This window comes from Pseudomonas putida (genome assembly GCF_001976065.1).
Lineage (GTDB): Bacteria > Pseudomonadota > Gammaproteobacteria > Pseudomonadales > Pseudomonadaceae > Aquipseudomonas > Aquipseudomonas serbica.
The window spans coordinates 452,517-476,323 of record NZ_MNAH01000001.1; the positions used below are offsets into that span (position 1 = coordinate 452,517).

Genomic DNA, 23,807 nt, shown 5'->3' on the forward strand with positions numbered 1-23,807 from the left:
GTTATCAAGCGCTGACAGTGGTCTTGTGATCGGCCGGGTTGCTATCGGCCTCGCGTTGGGCGGCGTCGCGGTACTCAAGGTAGGTCCGCTGGATGGCAATGTGATCGGCCACGTACTTGGCGTCGTGCCACACGCCCCAGATGAACGACGAACCACGACGGGACTGCCACGGCAGGCCGAGGAAATACACGCCAGCCTCGCTGGACACCCCGCGCTGATGCCGGGGCTTGCCGTTGTCGTCGAAGGCGTCAACCTTCAGCCAGCTGTAGTCCACGGCAAAGCCGGTAGCCCAGATGATCGACGTCACACCGGCCTTGGCCAGGTCGAGCTCAAGGATCGGATGGGTGACGCAGTCCGGCTCCGGGAAGGTATGGCGCGCTTCGGGTTCTTCCGGCAGGTCCAGGCCATTGCGTTCGATGTAGGCATCGGCGGCGTCGAGCAGGGCCAGGTAGTTTTCATCGCCCCGGGCCAGGTTCTCCGCCAGGTTCGCCTGGAAAGTCGCCACGCTGCCGTTGAACGACTGGGTCAGGCCCACCAGCACCATGCCGGCATGGGCCAGGCCACGGAAGTCCACGGTGCGGCCACCCTGGGCGCCACTGACGGCGATGGTCACGTGTTCGCGGCCGGGTTTCATCGCGGCCTGGTCCCACTCGCCCAGCACCCCCAGCCACCAGCAGAAATCACGGTTGCGATAGGCGCGGGGCGGACGATCGTGGGCGCCCACCGACAGGTAAACCTGCTTGCCGGAGCGCTGCAATTCATCGGCGATCTGCACGCCCGAGGAACCTGCGCCCACCACCAGCACGGCACCCTCGGGCAATTGCCCGGGATTGCGGTAGTCGGCGGAATGGATCTGCAGCAACTGTGCATCCTTGGGGGCGATCGGCGGGATCACCGGACGCTGGAACGGACCCGTGGCAGCCACCACTCGGCTGGCCTCGATCACGCCCTGGGAGGTCTCGACGGTGAAGCCTGGGCGACCGACGTTGCGCTCGACCTTCTTCACTTCCACCCCGGTGCGGATCGGCGCCTTGAACTTGCGGGCGTAGGCTTCGAAGTAATCGGCCACGCGCTCCTTGGGGGCAAAACCATCGGGGCTGATGTCGTCGAATTCCAGGCCGGGAAAACGGTCGTGCCAGGCCGGACCATTAGCCACCAGCGAATCCCAGCGGCCGGTGCGCCAGCGCTCGGCAATACGATTGCGCTCCAGCACCAGATGCGGCACGCCGAGCTTGCTCAGGTGTTCACTCATGGCTACGCCGGCCTGGCCGGCGCCGACAATCAAGGTATCTATTATTGTTTTTTCAATGGTCATCTGCTTGCCCTTCGAAGTTGGTTAACGGTCGGTGTCGACCTGCCATTTCCTGGGCTCAAGACTAGGGATCAGCCTGATGTCGGTAAAATATTATTAAGCTGGCATTTGAGTATAAATAATTGATGCAGTGGGTTTTGACCGGGTGGATCGGAGGGGAGGGTGCAGTCCGGTCGGAGCAGAAAAACGAAGACTGGCGCCCGACAAAATGTCCATTTCCACGGGTTTCTTGTAGGGCGTTTCCGTAAATAAGTACGAAATTTCCCAAAGTTAAGGACAGGGGTGGAATGTGAGAGTGAGATACTTCATTGTTGTTGTAGGAGAACAGACATAGTTCCCGTGCGTATATTGTTGTACTTATTTAGACATGGAATTCACAGGCTGTAGTGGAGGAACTTTCTACTCTGTTGGCTAGAGTTTCGAGTTCCTGTCGCTACAGGTTTTAGCGATGGCAGTGGCCGTCGCAAAATAATCGGGAGGTGTTATGTCTTCAAGCAGTTTTCAAAACGAAGTGCCGAAGGCGCGGGTCAATATCAAGCTCGACCTGCATACCGGCGGTGCGCAGAAAAAAGTCGAACTACCACTGAAGCTGATGGTGATGGGGGACTACAGCAATGGCCAGGAGCAGCGTCCCTTATCAGCCCGAAGCAAAGTCTCGATCAACAAAAACAACTTCGATAGCGTATTGGCGGAGTTTTCTCCTCTCTTGAAAGTGGCCGTGGAAAATACCTTGGTCGATGATGGCGGCGACACCTCGGTCGAGCTGAATTTCCAGCGCATGAAGGACTTCGAGCCGGAGCAGGTAGCACGGCAAATCCCGCATCTGCGTGCACTATTGGCCATGCGCAACCTGTTGCGCGACCTCAAGTCTAACCTGCTGGACAATGCCACCTTTCGTCATGAACTGGAACGCATTCTCAAGGACGATGCGCTGAGTGACGAACTGCGCGCTGAGTTGGCCGCATTGGCGCCGCCAGAAAATCGTTAATCCACTTCGGTTCGTTTAAAGGGAAGTTACCTTCATGTCCATCGAAAGTTCTAACGTGCAATCGCGCGGCGCTACAGTGTTGTCCGAAGAAAGTAAAGGTGTATATGGCGCGCTGTTCGGAAAGATCAATCTCAGTCCGGTCTCCATACTAAGTAGTATCGAAGTGTTTCAGAATACCGAGGCGCTGTCCGAAGTGTCTGCTGATGAGCGAGTGACTGCGGCAGTCAGTGTTTTTCTCAAACTGCTCGGACAGTCTTCACAGAAGGTTGAGCGCCTGGATAAAGTCCTGCTCGATGATCACATTGCCTCACTGGATGCGCAAATCAGTCGGCAACTTGATGCCGTAATGCACCACCCGGATTTCCAGCGCGTCGAGTCAACCTGGCGCGGGGTCAAATCGCTGATCGACCAGACCGATTTCCGCCAGAACGTGCGCATCGAATTGCTGGATATCAGCAAGGATCATCTGGTCCAGGATTTCGACGATGCACCGGAAATAGCTCAAAGCGGCCTCTACGTGCATACCTATACCCAGGAGTATGACACGCCGGGCGGCGAGCCGATTGCCGCGGCTATCTCCAACTACGAGTTCGGTCGCAGTCCTCAGGACATCGCCCTGTTGCGCAACATTTCCAAAGTCGCCGCAGCTGCGCACATGCCATTTATCGGCACCGTCGGCCCGGCCTTCTTCGGCAAGCAGTCGATGGAAGAAGTGGCCGCGATCAAGGACATCGGCAACTATTTTGACCGCGCCGAATACCTGAAATGGAAGGCGTTCCGCGACAGTGACGACGCCCGTTACATCGGCCTGGTCATGCCCCGTGTCCTCGGACGCCTGCCCTATGGCCCAGACACCGTCCCGGTGCGCAGCTTCAACTACATCGAGAGCGTCAAGGGCCCCGACCACGACAAGTACCTGTGGACCAGCGCCTCGTTCGCCTTTGCCGCCAACATGGTCAAGAGTTTCATTGCCAATGGCTGGTGCGTGCAGATCCGCGGGCCGCAGTCGGGCGGTGCAGTCACTGAATTACCTATCCACCTGTACGACCTGGGCACCGGCAACCAGGTGAAGATTCCTTCGGAAGTCATGATCCCTGAAACCCGCGAATTCGAGTTCGCCGACCTCGGTTTCATCCCGCTGTCGTATTACAAGAACCGCGACTACGCATGCTTCTTTTCGGCCAACTCGACTCAGAAAGCGGCCCTCTATGACACTGCCGATGCGACCGCCAACAGCCGGATCAATTCGCGCCTGCCCTACATTTTCCTGCTATCGCGCATTGCCCATTACCTCAAGCTGATCCAGCGCGAAAACATCGGCACCACCAAGGACCGGCGCTTGCTGGAACTTGAGCTGAACAAGTGGATCGGCGGACTGGTCACCGAAATGACCGACCCGGGCGACGACCTGCAGGCCTCGCATCCGCTGCGTGATGCCAAGGTGACCGTGGAAGACATAGAGGACAACCCGGGCTTCTTCCGCGTCAAGCTGTATGCCGTGCCGCACTTCCAGGTCGAAGGCATGGACGTCAATCTTTCGCTGGTGTCGCAGATGCCCAAGCGCAAGGCCGATGGCGCTCGCGGGGAATCCAGGTCTTGAAAATCGACCGTCCCGTATGGTCTGCGGGGGCACTCCTGTGCCCCCAGCAGTTCCAGCAACAGGCGCGATGGGAAGCCTGGACCAACGAACGCCTGGCTCATTTGTCACTGGTGCATCCCTGGGGTGTAGGGGCAGTGGCGTTTGACCAGGAGACCCTGCGCCTGGGCAAGCTCAAGGCCACAAGGTTGTGCCTGCGCATGCCCGATGGCACCTTGATCGATACTGATGAGGTGGATCGTCTGCCCTCGGCCCTGGAATTGACCGAGCTGCTTTCCAGTGACGTGCAGGATGCCACGGTGGTATTGGCCTTGCCGCTGGAGCAGGCCAATGGCAACAACTGCCTGCTCGATGACGGCAAGGTCGAGCGACCCACGCGCTATCGCCAGGACTGGCGCAAAGTGCAGGACGTGTACGAAAGCGAGGTGCAGCAGATCGGCGTGCTGGAACACGTGCTGAGCCTGCGTTTTGCCCACGACGATAACGCCGATTACCTGACCTGTCCGATCGTGCGCCTGATACGGGACGGGCAGGGTGCATGGGGGCTGGATGGCGCTTATGTGCCACCGCTGCTCGACTTCGCGGCACACCCGGGGTTGCTGGCGCAGCTGGATAATTTGCTGATCCAGTTGGCCGCCAAGCGTCAACGGCTGATGGGCATGCGTCGTGAAAGTAACCAGCGCATGGCCGATTTTGCCGTGGCCGATGTGTCGTTGTTTTGGCTGCTCAATGCCTTGAACACCTACCAGCCGATCCTGGCAGATATCAAGGCGCACCCGGCACGACATCCCGAGCCGGTATATCGGGAACTGGCAAAGTTGGCCGGCGGCCTGCTGACCTTTTCCCTGGAACACGATATCGAGCAGATTCCGGCTTATCGACATGAGCAGCTGGAAAGCGTTTTTCCCCCACTGTTGCGTCTGATCTCCACCTTGCTTGAGGCCAGCCTGCCTTCGCGGGTCATTGCCCTTGAGATGGAGGAGAACGGCGCCAACCGCTGGAAGGTCAGCCTCAATGATCCACGTCTGTGCGAGCGCGAAGGCGCTGATTTTTATCTGTCGGTGCGTTGCCGCTTGCCGGCGGCACAGGTGCAGAGCCAGTTCCCGCGCTTGTGCAAGATCGGCACGCCGGACGATGTCGATCACTTGATCAACGCCGCGCTCGACGGAGTGCCGTTGCAGTCGCTCAGCCATGTACCGGCAGCCATTCCGCTGCGACTGGAGAACCAGTATTTCGCCCTGGATCTCGACCACGCCAAGGGGCAGGCGGTGCTGGCTGCAGGGGTCTGCGCCTTCTACGTCCCGAGCACACTGGCCGAGGTGAAACTTGAACTGTTTGCGGTGTTGCGCACATGAACCTGAATGCCTCAAGAAAAACCACCGCAATGGCGGTGGATATCGACGCGTTGCTGCAGGACAGCTACCTGCTGGTGGTAGAACTGTGCAAGGGCGCATCGACGCACGATGGCCCGACGTTGAAGGACCTTTGCGTAAAGCAGGTCGAACATGTTCGCCAGATGCTCGAGCATGCCGGTCTGAGCCCGCGCAGCATCGATCACATCAGCCATGCCCAGTGCGCCTTGCTCGATGAAACCGTACTGCGTGTCGATAAGCAGGCTCGCGACGCCTGGACGAAAGAACCCTTGCAAGCGAAGTTCTTCAGCCGTCACCAGGCGGGCGAGTTCCTGTATGAAGACATGCGCGAAGTCTTGCGCGAGCCCGCCCCTGATCCACTGGTGCTGACGGTGTTCCATCGGGTGCTGATGCTCGGCTTCCAGGGGCGTTACCACGATGCCGAAGATCCTGAGCGCGAACAGTTGCTGAGCGCGTTCCAAGTGCAAGTCGCCCCCTTGGCACTCAGCCAGACCCTGGCGACGAAGAAGACATTCGGACAGGGACTGCGCATTGCGCTATGGCCGCGTTCGCCACTGGCTCATGGTCTGCTTGTGGGTCTGCTGTTTGTCGGTTGCTGGTGGGGGCTTGACCACCTGTTGGCCAATCTCCTCAGCTCGGTTTTGCCCGGTGAGGCTTGAGGTGGGACCGATGACGCCGACACTGATGCGCGGTCTCTGGTTATGGGCGGGTGCGCTCTTACTGGTGTTGCTGATTGTCTTTCCGTTGACCTGGAGCCTGCGCGCCATGGCCGTTCTGGTCGTTGTGTGCGTCGTGGGTGTAGCCTGGAACCGGATTGGGCGCCGGGCAACGTCAATGCGCGCATCATTGACCCTGGCCGAGAATACCTCGCTGCCCCCGGCCGCCTACCGTCAACCGGTCGTCCTGGTTTGTGGCGATGGCCTGACGGGATTGTTCGGCGCGACGCCGGTGGAACAACTGGCATTGCGCACAACCCGTCACGGTTGCTATTTGCGGGTGCCCGGGCTTGAGCAGTTGCCTGCGGTCACCGCCAGTCTGATGACGCTGCGTCCTGAATGGAGTGGGCAGCTCAGCGTCATGTTCATCGTCAACCCGGCTGAACACGCCGACACCGCCGTGCTGGCTGGACAGGCGCGAGCACTGCGCTATCAGGTCGGCCTCATTCGAAAGGGCGGCGTTGCGTTGCCGCTATTGTTGACGAGCTATGTGCAAGTCTCGGCCGCAGAAGGCCCCTGGTTCAGTTGGGAGGCCGGTGAAGTCAGCCCCAGGGTGCGCGAGGCCGGAACCTGCGCCAGCCTGGACGACTGGCAAAGACAGCCTTCAGACAGCGCAACGCGCGCTGCCCGCATGCACACCAGCGTAAAGCTCAACAGTGTCGTGGCATGGCTGGACAACGCGGTACTGCCCCACCTGGCCCCCCGCGATGTGCGCGATCCCGACAGCCTGCCGAGGGTCTGTGCCATCACCTTCGTACCGGCGCTCGCGCAATCAGTCGCGGGTAACCTGTGGCAGCAATGGCTGCGCAACAAGGTTGCACTGCATGACGTCAGGCAGGCGCAGCCAGGGCAGGGCACGTCAATGCCATTCCCCGATCCCTTATTGGCGCTGCTGCCCACGCAGACTCAACGCGTCCCATTGCGCCGCGCGAGCGTCATCGCGTTGTGGATGTTCGCCATTGCCGGGACAACGGCCCTGGCCAGCTCGGCCTGGCAGAACACCCTGCTGGTCCGCCAGGTCAGTGATGACCTGCGTCGTTACCACGCCATCCCCGCGTCAGGACAACCCGATCGGCCTGAATTCATCCTGCGCGAGCAGGCTCTCGCGGTGCTGCGCGAGGATGCCCTGCGACTGGACAGCTACTACCGACACGGCGCACCCCTTTCGCTGGGGCTGGGCCTTTACCGGGGCGAGCGATTGCGCATCAGGCTGCAGTCGACGATTGCCGCTCACCGTCATCCGTCGCTGGCCCCAAGACTTGTGGGTAATCCAAAGCCGGTGCGCCTGGACAGCCTGTCGCTATTCAGTACCGGCAGCGCCCAGCTCAAACCCGGCTCGACCAGGGTCCTTATCAATGCTCTGGTCGACATCAAGGCCCAGCCTGGCTGGCTCATCGTGATCAGCGGCCATACCGATGCCACCGGCAGCGCCGAGCAAAACCTGCAGTTGTCTCGGGCCCGGGCGGCCGCCGTGCACGACTGGATGCAGCACATGGGCGGTATCCCCGCCAGTTGCTTTGCGGTGCAGGGCTTCGGTGCCAGCCAGCCCATCGCCAGCAATGACAATGAGACCGGACGCAGCGCCAATCGCCGAGTTGATATTCGTCTGGTACCGGAGCCTGGAGCCTGCGTGTTCCCCGCTGCGGGGCCGGATTTGCAACCCCCTGTCGCATAACGCGGCATTCATGTTCAGAGAGAAGGAGCTTCACATGGCAATTCCCGTTTACCTGTGGCTGAAAAATGACGGCGGCGCCGACATCAAGGGTTCGGTGGATGTTCAAGGGCGTGAGGGCAGTATCGAAGTGCTGGCCCAGGATCATGGCTTGACCATTCCCACTGACAACAACACCGGCAAGCTGACAGGCACACGGATTCACACTCCGTTCATGTTCACCAAGGAAATCGATGCCGCCAGCGTCTACCTGCTCAAGGGCGCGTCCCAGGGGCAGACCTTCAAGAGCGCCGAGTTCAAGTGGTATCGCATCAATGACGCAGGCCAGGAGGTCGTCTACTACACCGCTCTGCTCGAGAACGTAAAGGTCGTAAGCGTCGTGACGAAAATGCACGACATCAAGGACCCGGCCAAGGAAAAACACAATCACCTGGAAGACGTCCAGCTGCGCTTCGAGAAGATCACCTGGAAGTTCATCGAGGGCAACTTCAGTCACTCCGATGCCTGGGACGAACGCCAGAGCGCTTAACCCATTGAACCTGTAGGCATGCTTGCCTGCGGGTCCAGTGTCCCGTGTTGAGCGTCCGTCCGCGGGCGCTCAGCCAACCCCGTCGAGCCGGGCTCTTTTTAATTACCAGCCTCCCACTCAAGACAAGGACGTACCCATGGTACAGAACGCCTCCCGCTTGCTTCGCCGTCTCAATTCCTACTGTGCCCAGGCGCTGAGCGCGGCGGCGACGCTGTGCCAAAGTCGCGCCCATGGCTACATCAGTATCGAGCACTGGCTGCTCAAATTATTCGAACAGGGCGAGGGCGACCTGACGCTCATTGCCCGTCGCTACGAATGGGACCTGGATGCACTCTGGCGCGGGCTGCTTGAACACCTGGACACACTGCCGCGCAGCGTCCAGGGCAAGCCGCAGCTGTGCGGCAAGCTGCAGCAATTGATCAGCGATGCCTGGCTGCGTGCATCGCTGGACAGCCAGGATCACCTGCGCTCGGCGCACTTGCTTGGCGCGCTGCTGGAGTCACCCGACCTGCTGGCTTGCGAAGCCGCCTGGCCGTTGTTCAGCATCAGCGAAACCCAGTTACAACAGCTGTCTGCACTGCTCGATCAACATTCCGAAGAACGTCCCCAGGCGCAGCAAGCGGCTGGCATTGATCAGGCACAAGTTGCTTCTGATCTGCTGGCCACGCCTGCACCCGCGACCGCTAACCAGGCGGCCTTGCAGGCCGTGCTGGACAGGTTCACCCAGGACATTACCGTCAAGGCCCGGGAAGGGCGGATTGACCCGGTGTTCGGCCGTGACGATGAGATACGCCAGGTCATCGACATCCTCAGTCGCCGGCGCAAGAACAACCCGTTGCTGGTCGGCGAACCGGGCGTCGGCAAGACCGCACTGGTCGAAGGACTGGCGCTACGCATTGCCGAGGGCAATGTTCCGGACAGCCTCAAACCAGTCAGCGTGCGGACCCTCGACCTGGGGTTGCTGCAAGCAGGGGCCGGGGTCAAGGGCGAGTTCGAGCAACGCCTGAAAAACGTCATCGATGCCGTGCAGCAGTCGGCGAATCCCGTGCTGTTGTTCATCGATGAAGCCCATACCCTGATCGGCGCCGGTAACCAGGCGGGCGGTGCCGACGCGGCGAACCTGCTCAAGCCCGCACTCGCCCGTGGCGAGCTGCGCACCATCGCCGCCACCACCTGGAGCGAATACAAGCAGTATTTCGAGCGCGATGCCGCCCTGGAACGACGCTTCCAGAAGGTCAAGGTCGACGAGCCGGATGACCTCGATGCCTGTCTCATGCTGCGTGGCTTGAAGGCGCGTTACGCCAGTCATCATGGCGTGCACATTCAGGATGCGGCGGTACAGGCTGCGGTCACGCTTTCGCGGCGCTACCTGACCGGTCGCCAGCTGCCTGACAAAGCCGTCGACCTGCTCGACACCGCCAGTGCACGGGTGCGTATGGGCCTCGACTGCGAACCCCAGGCACTGGTCAGACTCAAAGCCGGGCAGGCGGCCCTGGGGCTTGAACGGCAAGCACTGGCAGAGGATGCGCAACTCGGTGGCTGCAGCGTCGACGAGCGCCTTGCCTCGATCGACGCACAACTTGTCGAGCTGCAAGACCAGCACAGTGCGCTGGTGCGGCAATACCGCGATGAACTCGACCTGACCCGCCAATTGCTTGATGCACGTCAGGCTGAGCCCCTGCAGATTACCCTTTGTACTCGACTGCAACAGCAGCTTGCCGAAGTGCAGGGCGCCCAGCCGTTGCTCTCGCTGGACGTCAACCCGCGCAGTGTGGCTGAAGTGATTGCCGACTGGACCGGCGTGCCGCTGGGCAGTCTGCTCAAGGACGAGCAGGCCAGCCTGTTGGCACTGGAGCAGCAGTTGAGTGATCGTGTCGTCGGCCAGGATCATCCCCTGGGCGCACTGGCCCAGCGCCTGCGTGCGGCCAAAACCGGCCTGACCGAGGAGCAAGCGCCGCTGGGCGTGTTCCTGCTGGTCGGCACCAGCGGCGTCGGCAAGACGGAAACCGCCCTGGCGCTGGCCGACTGCCTGTTCGGTGGCGGGCAGTCGCTGATTACCCTCAACCTCTCCGAGTATCAGGAAGCCCATACCGTCAGCCAGCTCAAAGGCTCGCCACCGGGCTATGTCGGTTACGGCCAGGGTGGCGTGCTCACCGAAGCGGTACGCCGGCGCCCCCACAGCGTCGTGTTGCTCGACGAAGTGGAAAAGGCCCACCGCGACGTACTCAATCTGTTCTACCAGGTCTTCGATCGCGGCTTCATGCGCGATGGCGAGGGGCGCGAAATCGATTTTCGCAACACCGTCATTCTCATGACCTCGAACCTGGGCAGCGATGAACTGCAAGCCTGCCTGCAAGAGCATCCTGAAGCAGCGGACAGCACCCTGCATGAGCTGCTGCGACCACTGTTGCGCGAACACTTCCAGCCGGCCTTGCTCGCGCGCTTCCAGACCCTGATCTACCGCCCGCTGCAAGTCGACGCACTGCAGCGCATCGTCGCGCAAAAGCTCGCCCGGGTCGCCACGCGCCTGCAACGACATTACGGCCTGACCTGCCAGATCGACAGCGCTCTCAACCAGGCCCTGGTTGCCGCCTGCCTGCTGCCCGATACCGGCGCGCGCAACATCGACAGCCTGCTTAATCAACAGATATTGCCGGTGCTCAGCCAGCAACTGCTGCAGCGCCAGGCGACCCATCGGCAAGCCCTGGGGGTGACCCTGGGTTACAGCGACGATGACGGCATCACGCTGCAGTTCATCGACACACAGGAAGCGATGCCGGGCATCGTCGAGGAGGCCTGACCATGAGCACCCAACCGCGCATCTTCTTCAACCACAGCCGCCACATATTCACCATCCACCGATTCAACGCCGTCTTCGACGTCCTGGCCTTCGAAGGCCAGGAACACCTCAGCCAGCCCTTCAGCTACCGCATCGAATTCACCTGCGCCGAACAGGACCTCAGCGCCGAACAAATACTCAACAAGGACGCCCGCTTCAGTCTGTATCCGTTGCCGCCAAAGCCGCCTTACCCCGGCCTGCCAGTGCCCGAGTACAAGCCGTTGCGCAGCCTGTATGGCGTGGTCAACACCTTCCAGCGCCTGTCCAGCTCCCGCGACGAAGCTCGCTACGAAATCACCCTGCAACCGCGCCTGGCCCTGCTCGATCGCGGCCGTCAGTACCGCCTGTACCAGCAACAGTCGGTGCCGGAGATCGTCGAGCACATCCTGCGCAGCCGCCACGATTTCCTCGGCCAGCATTTCCTGTTCCAGCTGGTGCGCGAATACCCCCGTCGCGAGCAGGTCATGCAATACGGCGAAAGCGACCTCAAGTTCATCGAGCGCCTGCTGGCCGAGGTCGGCATCTGGTACCGCTTCAGCCACGACGACCGCCTGCAGATCGACGTCGTCGAATTCCACGACGACCAGCGTCACTACCAGTTCGGCGTGCAGCTGCCATTTCGTCCACCGTCCGGCTTTGCCAGCGGCGAGGACGGCGTGTGGGACCTGCAAGCCCGCCACCAGGTGGTGGAAAAATCCATCAACTTTCGCGCCTATCATCACCGCGATGCGCGGGCCCGGCTCGATGGCGAGGTCGACCAGACTCGCGGCACCACGACCACCACCTACGGCGAGGCCTACCACTACGCCGAACCCTACCGCGTGCTCGGCGATCGCCTCGACCAGGACGAAGACCTGCAAAGCGAAAGCGGTTTTTTCTACGCGCGCCTGCGCCACGAACGCTACCTCAACGACCAGACCCACCTCAGCGGCGCCAGCAGCAGCGCCACCCTGGCACCGGGCCAGGTGCTGAAAATCGCCGGCGCGCCCCAGGCCTTTACCCCCGGCGCAGTGATCACCGGCCTGCACACCTGCGCGGCCCGCGACCGCAGCATCGAAGTAAATTTCGAGGCCATCCCCTACGCGGAAATGGTCTGCTTCCGCCCGCAAGTCCCGCCCAAACCGATCATCGCCGGCACCCTGCCGGCCCGCGTCACCAGCGGCAAAGCCAACGATCCCTACGCCGAAATCGACCTCGAAGGCCGCTACAAGGTCAACTTCCTGTTCGATCGCGACCCSTGGAAGCTCGGCCAGGAAAGCATGTGGCTSCGCCAGGCACGCCCCTACGCCGGCGACACCCACGGCCTGCACCTGCCGCTGATCTGCGGCACCGAAGTGGCCATCGCCTTCGAACAAGGCGACCCGGACCGCCCCTACATCGCCCACGCCCTGCACGACAGCGACCACCCGGACCACGTGACCCTGCGCAACTACAAACGCAACGTGCTGCGCACCCCGGCGAACAACAAGCTGCGCATGGAGGACAACCGCGGCGAGGAGCACATCAAGCTCAGCACCGAGCACAGTGGCAAGAGCCAGTTGAACCTGGGGCATCTGGTGGATGCGCAGAAGCAGAAGCGGGGGGAGGGGTTTGAGCTGAGGAGCGATGGGTATGGCGCTATCCGTGGGGGCAAGGGCGTGTTCATCAGTGCCGACCTGCAGTCCAAAGCCCAGGGCCAGGTGCTGGACATGCAGGCCGCACTGGGCCGCTTGCAACAGGCCGGCGACCAACTGCAAGGCCTGTCCAGCGATGCCCAGGCAGCCCACGCCGAGCCCGCCGATGTGCAGGCGCAGTGGGCCCTTATGAATGAACGAATCGACGCACTTCAGGCCCAGGTGGTCCTGCTCAGCGCGCCCCAGGGCATCGCCTTGAGCAGCGGCCAGCACCTGCAACTGGCGGCGCAGGAGAACCTGATGCTCAACGCCGGCGGCCAGGCCGATCTGAGCGTGGTCAAGCGTCTGTTCATCGGCATCGGCGAGGGACTGAGTATGTTCGTGCGCAAGCTGGGGATGAAGTTGATTGCCAACCAGGGCCCGATCAGCGTGCAGGCGCAAAACGGCACGCTGGAGCTAATCGCCCGTCTTGGCCTGGAAATCACCAGTACCGAAGATGAAATCCACCTGACCGCGAAAAAGAGAATCTACCTCAACGGCGGGGGCAGCTATCTCAGCCTCGATGCGGGGGGCATCGAAAAGGGCACGGCTGGCAATCACCTGGTCAAGGCGGCGCATCACGAGTTCAACCCGGCCGCCAGCAAAACCCATCCGCTACCGGAACTGCCCGGCTCAGTGTGCAAGGACTGCCTGAAAAGAGCCCAGGCCGTAGCGCAGGGCTTTGTGCTCAGGGAGACGCAAGCATGACGAACACTCCGCTCGGTACCTGGATCGATTTGCTGGAGGCCTCGTGCGCGAAGGCGTCCATCACCTGCCTGGACATCATCATCGACCAGGCGGGCAGCAATGGCCCACTGCTCCCAAGTGTGCTCAGTGTGCAGCCATCACTGACCTGGTACTCGTTGTTCACCGGGCTGCCGGAAGCAGGGGCCGAAGAGCTGGCGCCGTTGCTGGTGCGCGTTGACCTGGCGCAGCCGCTACAGCGGCAGTGGCTCAAGGGGTTGATGCATGACTTACAGGGTCGCTCGCAACTGCTGGCGCTGGCTTCCCACTGGCCTTTCCAGGCTTTGGCCGAGCACCTGGGGCGCTGTCTTGAAGCACGCAATGGCGGCTATCCGGGGTTGCTGCGCTACTACGATCCGCGTCTGTTCCCGCTGCTGTTCAGCCATGTGCTGCAAGCCGATCAGCAACAGCCGTGGCTGCGTCCCGCCGTGTTCTGGAGCTGGCTCGATCGCGATGGTCTTCCCCAGCACTTTCCAGGGGCTCCCGATACGCCCGAAAGCGTCGCCCTGTTGAGTCCCATCGAACTTAGCGACAGCCAGGTAGACACCCTCGGTTGTGCCAGTGATGCCACGTTGGCCATGAACAACCTGGGCCATGCACTGCCTTGCGAGCGGAGCGCCGAACAGCACTTTCATGCCTGCTACGGCGCCATGCTCGAAGCCACTCAGGCTGGATTGCTGCTGATGCCCGAACGCGAAGCTTTCACCCTCGACAAGTTGCGCATCGCCTGAGTGCCTCGACCCCGCCAAGACAGGAGCCGAATTTCATGCCCATACCCGCAGTAAACAACGTAATCGTTGCCATGCTCATCGATCTGACTGCCTCCGCATTCGCGCAGGACATCCAGGCCCGCACCCTTGAGGCCATCAACCACACCCACTGGGCCATCAATCATTTCAGTGTCGATGGCCGTTCGGGGATCGACATTATCGGACCTTACCAAGGGGGCGGGGGCGGGTGCTGTTATGTCGCGCCGGCACGTTGGCAACAGGGGATGACGGTGCGTGTGGATTGGGAGACGGGAGCCAGCGGGGTGAGTGAACTCGCTGATGAATTTCCCGGTTTTGCTGATAGGCCGAAGTACTTGGCTTGGGTCGGTAAAGTCGAGGCGCAAAAACGCCAGCACAGCAAAGTCGTACCAGTCCCTGACTACACCGGCCAAAAAGTCTGCGGTCTCACCGTGCACTTCCTGCCCTGCGAAGAACTGCAAGTCAGCACCTCCTGCTACGCCTACGGCAGCCCGGAATACCCGATCAAGACCCCACTGCAATTGCCGGAGCCCCAGTCATGTCCGAAGTGAAACACGCTTCTATGTGGTACCCGCCAGCGTTTCCGGTCGAGGGCCGTTTGCCTCGCAGCGATGCGCAGGTCCATCAAAATAACCGGCGCCAGTGTCAGCTGGAGGCGGATTACCACGATGCCTTGTGCGTGGCGGCCGGGCGCCGGTTGAGGCCGCCGTGCTGCAAGACCTTGCACATCAGCCTGTTCTTCGAGAGCGACCTCGAAGCCGACAAAGGGGTCAAAGCGCGCGCCGAAGAACAGCGCGACCAGAATCAGGCAGAGGTCGTAAAACGCCGCAAGCAGCAGCGGGCTCGCGAGTTTCTCAGGCGCGAACCGAACATGCCGCTGGAGCCCGGGGTAAAGGATTTCGATGCCGACATGGCACAAACCCAGTTGCGCGAAGCGGCCGAAGAGTTCGGTAAGGCCTACCGCGGCGCCGATCGCTTTCCACAGGCCTTGAAGTTCGCCGGGCCGATGGGCATGGCATCGTCGGTTCTTTATCAGAAACTGACCGCCGAGGTGCAATTCGAGCGACAGCGAATGAAAGCTTCGGGGCAGGCGCGTGTCGGTCAGCTATTCCCGCCGCCGTTGCGCGAAATCAATCATCAGAATGAAACCCGGCGCGGCAATGTCGACGAAAGCCGCAACGCCACGCAACCTGAAGGGTTGTTGCGCGCGCTGTTCGACGATCATGTCCACGACTCCCGTGCCTGGTTTATGTACAAGCAGGGACGTGAGTGGTTCGGCAGCTACTTCGGCGAACGCATGGTGTTTTTCGGTGAGGCCGGCCGTCGCGACCTGGCGTTGTATGGCGAGAACGGTGAAGTGCTGGCGCGCACCAACCCGAATGCCGGGCCTGCCGGCGCCGCGCAACCGCTGGACGCCGAGCTCCTGGCCCAGGCCATGCAAGACATCGATGCGCTGTGGGAAGCGCTCCATGCCCAGGCTGGTGAGGTGAAAAATGCATCGGCCTGAGCCTTTTGTGAGAAGCGAGGTACAGGATTGCAGGCCCCAGTTCAAAGCCCGCCCATGGCGCGAGCGGGTCTTTGTCGTTGGCATTCTGGTTGGCAGCCTGCTTGTTCAAGACGCCCAGGCCAGCACTCTTGAAGCCATCAATCACACTCACTGGGCAATCAACCATTTCAGTGTCGATGGCCGTTCGGGTATCGACATCATCGGGCCTTATCAAGGGGGCGGGGGCGGTTGTTGCTATATCGCGCCGGCACGTTGGCAACCGGGGATGACATTACGTGTGGATTGGGAGACTGGAGCCAGCGGGGTAAGTGGTCTCGCTGATGAATTTCCTGGTTTTGCAAATGAAGACAAATACGACGCCTGGCTCGACAAAGTCGAGGCGCAAAAACGCCAGCACAGCAAAGTCGTACCAGTCCCTGACTACACCGGCCAAAAAGTCTGCGGCCTCACCGTGCACTTCCTGCCTTGCGAAGAACTGCAAGTCACCACCTCCTGCTTCGCCTACGGCAGCCCCGAATACCCGATCAAGACCCCACTGCAATTGCCGGAGCCCCAGTCATGTCCGAAGTGAAACACGCTTCTATGTGGTACCCGCCAGCGTTTCCGGTCGAGGGCCGTTTGCCTCGCAGCGCTGCGCAGGTCCATCAAAATAACCGGCGCCAGTGTCAGCTGGAGGCGGATTACCACGATGCCTTGTGCGTGGCGGCCGGGCGCCGGTTGATGCCGCCGTGCTGCAAGACCTTGCACATCAGCCTGTTCTTCGACGGCACCGGCAATAACCTCAATAACGACCTCTACCTGTCGGATCCCCGGCACCCGACCAACGTCGCCCGGATGTTCCGCGCCAGCATTGGCGACGGCCATGCCGGCGGTACCGGGCATAGCCCCGCTGCCAAGGGTTTGACGGATGCGGCAGGCACCGGCAATGGCCAGTACTTCAAGTACTACATGCCCGGTGTGGGCACGCCATTTACCGAAGTCGGCGACCTCGACTACAACATTCTGGGACTGGGGGGAGCCTGGTATGGCGAGGAACGGATCAACTGGGGCCTGTTGATGATCCTCGATGCCCTGCGCCGTGCGTTGGGGCTGCCACGGCTGGACAACCCGGCCCTGCTCGCTGCGGTGAAGGCCATGGGCACGGCGCCCGGACTGGAATGGGCAACCGGCTTCGCCGCCCGCAGTCGTGAGTTTCGCAAACAGTTCGAGGCCCTGGAAAAGCCCTTGCGCATTGCCCTGACCCAACCGCAACCCGGTCAGGTCAAACTGTTGGGAATCAAGCTGTACGTGTATGGGTTTTCCCGTGGCGCATCGGCGGCGCGGGCCTTTATCAGTTGGCTGAACCAGCTGTTGACCCTGACTGAGCCGGCGCTGGCCTTGCCATTGTCCGACCTGCGGCTGCCCGTCAGCGTCGAGTACCTGGGACTGCTGGACACCGTGGCCTCGGTCGGCCTGGCCGATATCGTACCAGGGGCCAACGGCCATATGAGTTGGGCCGATGGCAACCAGGAACTGCCCGCCAGCAGCCTGGTCAAGCGTTGCCTGCATATCGTTGCCAGTCATGAGCAACGGTTGAGTTTTCCGTTGGAGTCCATTCGCCGTGAGAAGGGGGGTTACCCGGCGAATAGTGTGGAGGTGATTTATCCGGGCGTGCATTCGGATCAGGGTGGGGGGTATCCGCCGGGGGATCAGGGTAAGGCCGTAGGTAGAGATGATCGTTTGCTGTTGTCGCAAATTGCTCTGCATGATCTTTATTCCGACGCCTTTGCTCATGGCGCTCCGTTGAAAGCACCCAAAACTGCCTTGTCGGGTGAGATGACCCATGAGGTGTGGAGAGTGATGGATCTCGAGGGAGAGATGGAGTTTGCTATCGCGCCCACCTTAGTTGATCGCTTCAATGCCTGGCGTCAGCTAACCCTGGGCTTGCCCCCAGCACAACAACCGCTGTCCGCTGAACAGGTTGACCATTACCAGCCATTACCCGCAACCACTAGCCTGGAACAGACCCTACGCGAGCAGATGAGTTGGATCACTGCCTGGCGCATCGACCGCTACGCGTTCGCCAGTTTGATGCATACACCGTTCTATCTTCAGGCGAGCGACCTCCAGGCCGACGAGGAAGTTCGAGCTCGCGCCGAAAAAGAACGCGACCAGAATCAAGCAGCGATCGTAAAAAGCCGCAAGCAGCAACGGGCACGCGAGTTTCTCGGCCGCGAACCGAACATGCCGCTGGAGCCCGGGGTAAAGGATTTCGATGCCGATATGGCACAAACCCAGTTGCGCGAAGCGGCCGAAGAGTTCGGCAAAGACTACCGCGGCCCTGAACGTTTACCACAATCCTTGAAGCTCTCGGGACCGATGGGCATCGCAACATCGATTCTGTATCAGAAACTGACCGCCGAGGTGCGGTTCGAGCGACAGCGAATGAAAGCTTCGGGGCAGGCGCGGGTCAGTCGACTATTCCCGCCACCGTTGCGCGAAATCAATCATCAAAATGAAACCCGGCGCGGCAATGTCGACGAAAGCCGCAACGCCGCGCATCCGGAAGGGCTGTTACGCGCACTGTTCGACGATCAGGTCCACGACTCCCGCGCCTGGTTTATGTACACACTTGGACGTGAGAGGACCGGCAGTTATTTCGGCGAACGCATGGTGTTTTTCGGCGAGGCCGGCCGTCGCGACCTGGCGTTGTATGGCGAGAACGGTGAAGTGCTGGCGCGCACCATCCCGAATGCCGGACCTGCCGGTGCCGCGCAACCGCTGGACGCCGAGCTCCWGGCCCAGGCCATGCAAGACATCGAAGCGCTGTGGGAAGCGTTCCATGTCCAGGCTGATGAGGTGAAAAATGCATCGGCCTGAACTTTTTTTTCWAGGCGTGGCACAGGACCGCAGGGCCGAGTTCAAAGCCCGCCCATGGTGCGAACGGGCCGTCGTCGTGGGCGCTTTGATCGGCAGCCTGTTTGCACAACATGCTCAGGCCAGCACGCTCGACGCCATCAATCACACTCACTGGGCAATCAACCATTTCAGTGTCGATGGCCGTTCGGGCATCGACATCATCGGGCCTTATCAGGGGGGTGGGGGCGGTTGTTGCTATATCGCAGCAGCACGTTGGCAGCAGGGGATGACGGTGCGTGTGGGTTGGGAGACGGGGGTGGCTTATCCCGATGGATTTCCCGGTTTTACGGATGAGGTCAAGTACGAAGTCTGGGCGGCACAAATCAGAGCTCAAAAACGCCAACACAGCAAAGTCGTACCAGTCCCTGACTACACCGGCCAAAAAGTCTGCGGCCTCACCGTGCACTTCCTGCCCTGCGAAGAACTGCAAGTCACTACCTCCTGCTACGCCTACGGCAGCCCCGAATACCCGATCAAGACCCCGTTGCATTTACCGGAGCCACAGTCATGTCCGAAGTGAAACACGCTCCTCTTTGGAACCCGCCAGCGTTTCCGGTCGAGGGCCGTTTGCAGGCAGAGGCCGTGAAACGCCGCAGGCAACAGCGGGCTCGCGAGTCTCTGAACCACGAACCGAGCATACGCAACCCGAATGCCGGGCCTCCCGGCGCCGCGCAACCTGTGGTGCTGGACGCCGAGCATCTGGCCCAGGCCATGCAAGACATCGATGCGCTATGGGACGCGTTTTATGCCCAGGCTGGCGAGGTGAAAAATGCATCGGCCTGAACCTTTTTTTCTAGGCTTGACGCATGGCTGTAAACCCGAACCGAGACCCAGCCCATGGCGCGAAGGGGCCGTTGTCGTGGGCATTCTGGCTGGCAGCCTGCTTGTACAAGATGCCCAGGCCAGCACTCTCCTAGCCATCAATCACACTCACTGGGCGATCAACCATTTCAGTGTCGATGGCCGTTCGGGCATCGACATCATCGGGCCTTATCAGGGGGGCGGGGGCGGCTGTTGCTATATCGCACCACAGCGCTGGCGACTGGGGATGACGGTGCGTGTCGATTGGGAGACGGGAGTGGCTTACGCGGATAACTTTCCAGGTTATGCCGACTGGCCGAAATACTTGGCATGGGAAAAACAGATCGACTCACAAAAACGCCAACACAGCAAAGTCATACCACTCCCTGACTACACCGGCCAAAAAGTCTGCGGCCTAACCGTGCACTTCCTGCCCTGCGAAGAGCTGCAAGTCACCACCTCCTGCTACGCCTACGGCAGCCCCGAATACCCGATCAAGACCCCGTTGCATTTACCGGTGCCACAGTCATGTCCGAAGTGAAGCACGCCGATGGGCGAAAGGGCTGCGCTGCAGCCAGTCAGGTGATTTTGATGAGCGAGGTGGGCCAGTCGCTCCTGATCGCCCTGATGAACACTCTGGCCTGGGGCAGGCCGGCACGCGCACCCAAGCGTTAGCCGACTCGCTGATAAGCTCGGCGTTGAAACTGATCACCCAGGCCCTGGACGCTACCTTCGGCCCGCTGCTGACCCTGCTCGGCAAAACGCACCTGGGGCCTGATCCGCCTGCTGGAACAAGCCCAGGTCACGCCATTGGGTGACGGCGACAGCCGTTTTTGCGTGGTGCTCAAGGCCCCTGATGGCATTGGCCTGACCTGGTACCTACGCACCGAACTGGGCGCGGGGCCGTTGGCGTTGCTCAAGCTGCGCGGCTTTAAATTGCCGACGCAGATCTTCCTGGGGGAGGGTGGTGCGGCGGTGGTTCGGAAAGGGGGATAGGCAGGTTTGCCTGTTCCATGTTGTATGGACGGGCCTAAAAGATCGCAGCCTGCGGCAGCTCCTACAGGGGGAATGCATTCCAATGTGAGCTGCCGCAGGCTGCGATCTTTTGATTTTGACGTCTACTCCTCAGTCGCTCAACGCGCTCAGAATCTGGTGAGCGATTTTTATCCGCTCCGCATTCGGATAGTTTTTATTGGCCAGAATCACAACCCCCATATCCTTCGATGGCACATACGCTACATATGCCCCGAATCCACCGGTTGAACCAGTCTTGTTGAACAGCACATTCCCAGCCTGCGATTGCGGCGGATTCAGCCACTGGACTTCATGCGCCTGCATGGCCATCGCCGTCGAGTTACCCGCCAGCAGGCGATCCAGTGTGACCGGGTAGCGATACATCTCCCAACCGAGCCCTTGGGTCATGTCGCCGACGCTGTAGTACCCGGTATGAGTCAAGGCGATGGCCTGTTGCAGGGGCTTGTCCAGGCTGGCCGGTTTCATGTTGGCTTGAACAAACCCAATCAGGTCCGCAGCACTGGTTTTCACGCCGTAGGCTTCGGCATCCAGCGCCCCCGGCCCGACCCGCACCGGTTTGTCGGCTTTGTCGTAGCCCTGGGCATACAACGCCATCTGATCCTGCGGCACCTTGAGCCAGGTGTGTTTCAGGCCGAGTTTGGGCAGCAGGGTGCTTTCCATTGCGACATCGAAGGGCTGGCCCATGGCCTGGGCGGCGAGGTAGCCGGACAACCCGATGCTGGGGTTCGAATACAGGCGGTGGCTGCCAGCGGCGTATACCGGCTTCCACTGCTGGTAGTAGCCGAGCATTTTATCGGCCGAGTCTGCCTCGGCAGGGAATTGCAGGGGCAAGCCGCCGGCGCTATAGGTGGCCAGCTGCAACACGCTGATGTGGTCGAACGCGCTGCCGCGCAAGGCTGGCAGCACCTCGCTGGCCTTGTCGGTCAATGCCAGTTTGCCGGTGGCCTGGGCGTAGGCGATGAGGGTGGCGGTGTAGGTCTTGCTGACCGAGCCGATCTCGAACAGGGTGTCTTGCGTCACCGGTTTGCCGGTCTCTTTTGACGCCACGCCATAGTTGAAGTATTGCTGTTTGCCATTGAAGGTGACGGCCACGGCCATGCCGGAAATGCCTTGCGCGAGCATGACGGGGCGCACGGCGTCGTTGACAACCGATTCGAGGTGATCCTGCGCGATCGTCTCGCTTGCCGCCAGCATCGCCGCACAGGCGGCTAAAAGCTTCAATCTGCCGAGTTTGATGGTATCCGTCATGGGTGTCGTTCCCTTCGATTGTATGATGTTCAGCGCTGTGCTCGCCGCAGTTCGCCGCTTGACCTGGCGCTGGGCGCGCTAAATCTAGGCAGTATGCCGAGGAACGACAAACGACGATATCTCGGACGAGCCATTAGAAAAACTAGGGAGTAGGCATGATTCGACCCCACCTGCCGCTGAATGCGTTGCGCGCTTTCGAAGCGTCGGCGCGTCACTTGAGTTTCACTCGGGCGGCGATAGAACTGTGCGTCACCCAGGCGGCGGTCAGCCATCAGGTCAAAAGCCTCGAGTCTCAGCTGGCCGTCACCCTGTTCAAGCGCTTGCCTCGGGGATTGATGCTCACCCGCGAGGGCGAAAACCTGCTGCCGGTGCTGTGCGAATGTTTCGACCGTATCGCCGACACCCTTGAACGCCTGCAGGGCGGGCATCAGCGTGAAGTGTTGACGGTGGGGGCAGTCGGCACCTTTGCGGTGGGTTGGTTGCTGCCGCGACTGACGGATTTCCAGGCGCGTTACCCCTATATCGATCTGCGTTTGTCGACCAACAATAACCGCGTGGACGTGGCGGCCGAAGGGCTGGACTACGCCATTCGCTTTGGCGCGGGGGCATGGCACGGGATCGAGGCGTTGCGCCTGATCGATGCGCCGTTGTCGGTGCTCTGTGTACCGGAAATTGCCCGGCAGTTGCACGCGCCCAGCGACCTTTTGCAGCAGACATTATTGCGCTCGTATCGCACGGATGAGTGGTCGCAGTGGTTCCAGGCAGCAGGGCTTTCGGCCCCGGTGGCGCCGCCGCGCAGCATCGTGTTCGACTCGTCGCTGGCGATGATGGAAGCGGCCCTTCAGGGCGTCGGCGTAGCACTGGCGCCGCTGATGATGTTCGCCCGGCAGCTGGCGGAACAGAAGATCCATCAGCCGTTTGCCATTGGCATTACCACCGGCAGTTACTGGCTGACCCGCTTGCAATCGCGCCCGGAAACTGCCGCGATGACCGCGTTTCGCAGCTGGTTGGTCGACGCCGCGCAAAGCCAGGCCCTGCGAGACGTCTGATGTCCGCCAAGAAGCCGGACATCAGGCACGCCGCATTGGAAAATAGGGCAGCAAGCGTTCGGTTTCTTTTTTGACCACGGCGTAGCATTCGCAACTCAGCGCCTCCAGACGAGTCCTGTCGAGGACCTTGATGTGGCCCCGAGTATATTCGATGACCCCCAGGCGCTGCAGCTTGCCGGCGGCGTCGGTCACACCTTCACGGCGTACGCCGAGCATGTTGGCGATCAGTTCCTGGGTCATGGTCAGCTCGTTGCCGGGCAGGCGATCGAGCGACAAGAGCAGCCAGCGACACAGCTGCTGGTCGATGGCGTGGTGGCGGTTGCACACCGCCGTCTGGGCCATTTGCGTGATGAGGGCCTGGGTGTAGCGCAGCATCAGCAGCAACATTTCTTCGTGGCGGTTGAACTCGTCCTTGAGTTGCTGGCCGGGTAGCCGGTAGGCATGCCCGGCGCTTTGCACGACGGCGCGGCTGGGGGTGCTTTCGCCGCCCATGAAGACTGCGACGCCAATCAGGCCTTCGTTGCCGACCACGGAAATCTCGGCCGAGGCGCCGTTCTCCATCACATACAACAGCGACACGATGGAATCGGTGGGGAAGTACACGTGGCGCAGGGCGCCGCCGGATTCATAGAGCACTTGGCCAAGGGGCAACTCGACCAGCTCGAGGTGGGGCAGCAGGCGGTCCAGCGCTGGCGCCGGAAGCGCGGCCAGCAGGTAGTTCTGTTGTGGCTTGGGTACAGCGAACATATCAGCCACCCTTCGCGGGAAAATTCCCTGAGGGGACAGGTTACTCCAATGCGCACTATGCGGGGCAACGCACCGAAGTCGCCGCTGGCATCTGCGATGCTTGAGGGAGCGACGCTGCACCTGCAGCGCCGGACGTTGGAGACTGCCATGAGCAAACACATTGATCCGAATCTTCGCCAGGGCCCCGGCAAGCCCACGGCGAAACAGTCACAAAGCACGCCGCCGCCCCTGCATCCCAAGCACGGGCAGGCGGCCAACCAACCGGTTCACAGCAAACTGAGCGATGCCGTGCAGCCGCACCACCAGGGCCCGAACACTAATGCCTGAACCCTGACCCACCCAGCGTGCTGT

Annotated in this window: 22 protein-coding genes and 1 pseudogene; 20 read left to right on the top strand and 3 right to left on the bottom strand. The window is 61.2% G+C overall.

What is annotated here, in order from left to right; translation table 11 throughout:
* Positions 1-4 precede the first annotated feature (4 nt).
* On the bottom strand, positions 5-1,315 hold the full coding sequence (locus tag BKX96_RS02115; RefSeq protein ID WP_077182537.1) for a flavin-containing monooxygenase: 1,311 nt from the start codon (positions 1,313-1,315) through the stop codon (positions 5-7).
* A gap of 481 nt (positions 1,316-1,796) precedes the next feature.
* Here BKX96_RS02115 and tssB point away from each other — a divergent pair, with 481 nt between their 5' ends.
* The 18 genes and pseudogenes from tssB to BKX96_RS02200 all read left to right on the top strand — a co-directional run.
* Entirely contained in the window at positions 1,797-2,300 is a 504-nt protein-coding gene (gene tssB / locus BKX96_RS02120; protein WP_046817242.1) for a type VI secretion system contractile sheath small subunit, read from the top strand.
* A 34-nt stretch (positions 2,301-2,334) separates the two neighbouring features.
* Positions 2,335-3,900, top strand: a complete 1,566-nt coding sequence (tssC, locus tag BKX96_RS02125) for a type VI secretion system contractile sheath large subunit (RefSeq protein WP_077182538.1) — start codon at positions 2,335-2,337, stop codon at positions 3,898-3,900.
* The gene (gene tssK, locus BKX96_RS02130; RefSeq protein WP_046817244.1) at positions 3,897-5,252 is read left to right on the top strand and encodes a type VI secretion system baseplate subunit TssK; all 1,356 of its coding nucleotides are present in this window, start codon (positions 3,897-3,899) and stop codon (positions 5,250-5,252) included. The genes tssC and tssK overlap by 4 nt, the downstream gene beginning before the upstream one ends.
* On the top strand, positions 5,249-5,929 hold the full coding sequence (gene tssL, locus BKX96_RS02135) for a type VI secretion system protein TssL, short form (RefSeq protein WP_077182539.1): 681 nt from the start codon (positions 5,249-5,251) through the stop codon (positions 5,927-5,929). Before tssK ends, tssL begins: the two co-directional genes overlap by 4 nt.
* 10 nt (positions 5,930-5,939) lie before the next feature.
* Entirely contained in the window at positions 5,940-7,661 is a 1,722-nt protein-coding gene (locus tag BKX96_RS02140) for an OmpA family protein (RefSeq protein WP_077182540.1), read from the top strand.
* 34 nt (positions 7,662-7,695) lie between these two features.
* Positions 7,696-8,187, top strand: coding sequence for an Hcp family type VI secretion system effector (locus BKX96_RS02145; RefSeq protein ID WP_046817247.1), 492 nt, complete (start codon positions 7,696-7,698; stop codon positions 8,185-8,187).
* A gap of 136 nt (positions 8,188-8,323) precedes the next feature.
* Positions 8,324-10,987 carry a type VI secretion system ATPase TssH gene (gene tssH, locus BKX96_RS02150; protein WP_077182541.1) on the top strand — a complete coding sequence of 888 codons (2,664 nt, stop codon included), beginning with the start codon at positions 8,324-8,326 and terminating at the stop codon, positions 10,985-10,987.
* Positions 10,988-10,989: 2 nt separating this feature from the next.
* Positions 10,990-13,386: a type VI secretion system Vgr family protein gene (locus BKX96_RS02155; protein WP_077182542.1), complete on the top strand. Its 2,397-nt coding sequence runs from the start codon at positions 10,990-10,992 to the stop codon at positions 13,384-13,386.
* Positions 13,383-14,153: a toxin Tle1 chaperone Tla1 gene (gene tla1, locus BKX96_RS02160; RefSeq protein ID WP_077182543.1), complete on the top strand. Its 771-nt coding sequence runs from the start codon at positions 13,383-13,385 to the stop codon at positions 14,151-14,153. Before BKX96_RS02155 ends, tla1 begins: the two co-directional genes overlap by 4 nt.
* Before the next feature lie 71 nt (positions 14,154-14,224).
* A complete protein-coding gene (gene tli1a / locus BKX96_RS02165; protein WP_077183108.1) occupies positions 14,225-14,722 on the top strand; it encodes a Tli1a family immunity protein in 498 nt (165 codons plus the stop codon).
* Positions 14,710-15,678: a T6SS phospholipase effector Tle1-like catalytic domain-containing protein gene (locus BKX96_RS33050; RefSeq protein WP_077182544.1), complete on the top strand. Its 969-nt coding sequence runs from the start codon at positions 14,710-14,712 to the stop codon at positions 15,676-15,678. Before tli1a (BKX96_RS02165) ends, BKX96_RS33050 begins: the two co-directional genes overlap by 13 nt.
* The gene (gene tli1a / locus BKX96_RS02175) at positions 15,665-16,249 is read left to right on the top strand and encodes a Tli1a family immunity protein (RefSeq protein WP_082240440.1); all 585 of its coding nucleotides are present in this window, start codon (positions 15,665-15,667) and stop codon (positions 16,247-16,249) included. Before BKX96_RS33050 ends, tli1a (BKX96_RS02175) begins: the two co-directional genes overlap by 14 nt.
* The gene (locus tag BKX96_RS02180) at positions 16,237-18,537 is read left to right on the top strand and encodes a T6SS phospholipase effector Tle1-like catalytic domain-containing protein (protein WP_077182545.1); all 2,301 of its coding nucleotides are present in this window, start codon (positions 16,237-16,239) and stop codon (positions 18,535-18,537) included. The genes tli1a (BKX96_RS02175) and BKX96_RS02180 overlap by 13 nt, the downstream gene beginning before the upstream one ends.
* A complete protein-coding gene (tli1a, locus tag BKX96_RS02185) occupies positions 18,524-19,096 on the top strand; it encodes a Tli1a family immunity protein (RefSeq protein WP_082240441.1) in 573 nt (190 codons plus the stop codon). Before BKX96_RS02180 ends, tli1a (BKX96_RS02185) begins: the two co-directional genes overlap by 14 nt.
* Complete coding sequence (locus BKX96_RS02190; protein WP_077182546.1) at positions 19,084-19,359, top strand: hypothetical protein; 276 nt, start codon at positions 19,084-19,086, stop codon at positions 19,357-19,359. Before tli1a (BKX96_RS02185) ends, BKX96_RS02190 begins: the two co-directional genes overlap by 13 nt.
* The gene (gene tli1a, locus BKX96_RS02195; RefSeq protein WP_082240442.1) at positions 19,346-19,918 is read left to right on the top strand and encodes a Tli1a family immunity protein; all 573 of its coding nucleotides are present in this window, start codon (positions 19,346-19,348) and stop codon (positions 19,916-19,918) included. Before BKX96_RS02190 ends, tli1a (BKX96_RS02195) begins: the two co-directional genes overlap by 14 nt.
* Complete coding sequence (locus BKX96_RS32760) at positions 19,906-20,052, top strand: hypothetical protein (RefSeq protein WP_179092117.1); 147 nt, start codon at positions 19,906-19,908, stop codon at positions 20,050-20,052. Before tli1a (BKX96_RS02195) ends, BKX96_RS32760 begins: the two co-directional genes overlap by 13 nt.
* Before the next feature lie 90 nt (positions 20,053-20,142).
* Positions 20,143-20,373: pseudogene (locus tag BKX96_RS02200) on the top strand (type VI secretion IcmF C-terminal domain-containing protein); the annotation flags it as partial.
* A gap of 129 nt (positions 20,374-20,502) precedes the next feature.
* Here the strand turns inward: BKX96_RS02200 and ampC are convergent.
* The gene (gene ampC, locus BKX96_RS02205; RefSeq protein ID WP_077182548.1) at positions 20,503-21,660 is read right to left on the bottom strand and encodes a class C beta-lactamase; all 1,158 of its coding nucleotides are present in this window, start codon (positions 21,658-21,660) and stop codon (positions 20,503-20,505) included.
* A 155-nt stretch (positions 21,661-21,815) separates the two neighbouring features.
* Between ampC and BKX96_RS02210 the strand changes: the two genes are divergently transcribed.
* Complete coding sequence (locus tag BKX96_RS02210; RefSeq protein ID WP_077182549.1) at positions 21,816-22,709, top strand: LysR substrate-binding domain-containing protein; 894 nt, start codon at positions 21,816-21,818, stop codon at positions 22,707-22,709.
* A 21-nt stretch (positions 22,710-22,730) separates the two neighbouring features.
* Here BKX96_RS02210 and BKX96_RS02215 read toward each other — a convergent pair whose 3' ends face one another.
* Positions 22,731-23,456: a Crp/Fnr family transcriptional regulator gene (locus tag BKX96_RS02215; RefSeq protein WP_077182550.1), complete on the bottom strand. Its 726-nt coding sequence runs from the start codon at positions 23,454-23,456 to the stop codon at positions 22,731-22,733.
* Between the two features lie 147 nt (positions 23,457-23,603).
* Here BKX96_RS02215 and BKX96_RS02220 point away from each other — a divergent pair, with 147 nt between their 5' ends.
* The gene (locus BKX96_RS02220) at positions 23,604-23,783 is read left to right on the top strand and encodes a hypothetical protein (protein ID WP_046815093.1); all 180 of its coding nucleotides are present in this window, start codon (positions 23,604-23,606) and stop codon (positions 23,781-23,783) included.
* The last annotated feature ends 24 nt before the right edge of the window (positions 23,784-23,807 follow it).

Coding starts and splice junctions, on each gene's coding strand:
- BKX96_RS02115 (WP_077182537.1), bottom strand. CDS start 1,315: ATGACCATTGAAAAAACAATAATAGATACCTTGATTGTCGGCGCCGGC.
- tssB (WP_046817242.1), top strand. CDS start 1,797: ATGTCTTCAAGCAGTTTTCAAAACGAAGTGCCGAAGGCGCGGGTCAAT.
- tssC (WP_077182538.1), top strand. CDS start 2,335: ATGTCCATCGAAAGTTCTAACGTGCAATCGCGCGGCGCTACAGTGTTG.
- tssL (WP_077182539.1), top strand. CDS start 5,249: ATGAACCTGAATGCCTCAAGAAAAACCACCGCAATGGCGGTGGATATC.
- BKX96_RS02140 (WP_077182540.1), top strand. CDS start 5,940: ATGACGCCGACACTGATGCGCGGTCTCTGGTTATGGGCGGGTGCGCTC.
- BKX96_RS02145 (WP_046817247.1), top strand. CDS start 7,696: ATGGCAATTCCCGTTTACCTGTGGCTGAAAAATGACGGCGGCGCCGAC.
- tssH (WP_077182541.1), top strand. CDS start 8,324: ATGGTACAGAACGCCTCCCGCTTGCTTCGCCGTCTCAATTCCTACTGT.
- tla1 (WP_077182543.1), top strand. CDS start 13,383: ATGACGAACACTCCGCTCGGTACCTGGATCGATTTGCTGGAGGCCTCG.
- tli1a (WP_077183108.1), top strand. CDS start 14,225: ATGCTCATCGATCTGACTGCCTCCGCATTCGCGCAGGACATCCAGGCC.
- BKX96_RS33050 (WP_077182544.1), top strand. CDS start 14,710: ATGTCCGAAGTGAAACACGCTTCTATGTGGTACCCGCCAGCGTTTCCG.
- tli1a (WP_082240440.1), top strand. CDS start 15,665: ATGCATCGGCCTGAGCCTTTTGTGAGAAGCGAGGTACAGGATTGCAGG.
- BKX96_RS02190 (WP_077182546.1), top strand. CDS start 19,084: ATGTCCGAAGTGAAACACGCTCCTCTTTGGAACCCGCCAGCGTTTCCG.
- tli1a (WP_082240442.1), top strand. CDS start 19,346: ATGCATCGGCCTGAACCTTTTTTTCTAGGCTTGACGCATGGCTGTAAA.
- BKX96_RS32760 (WP_179092117.1), top strand. CDS start 19,906: ATGTCCGAAGTGAAGCACGCCGATGGGCGAAAGGGCTGCGCTGCAGCC.
- ampC (WP_077182548.1), bottom strand. CDS start 21,660: ATGACGGATACCATCAAACTCGGCAGATTGAAGCTTTTAGCCGCCTGT.
- BKX96_RS02210 (WP_077182549.1), top strand. CDS start 21,816: ATGATTCGACCCCACCTGCCGCTGAATGCGTTGCGCGCTTTCGAAGCG.
- BKX96_RS02215 (WP_077182550.1), bottom strand. CDS start 23,456: ATGTTCGCTGTACCCAAGCCACAACAGAACTACCTGCTGGCCGCGCTT.
- BKX96_RS02220 (WP_046815093.1), top strand. CDS start 23,604: ATGAGCAAACACATTGATCCGAATCTTCGCCAGGGCCCCGGCAAGCCC.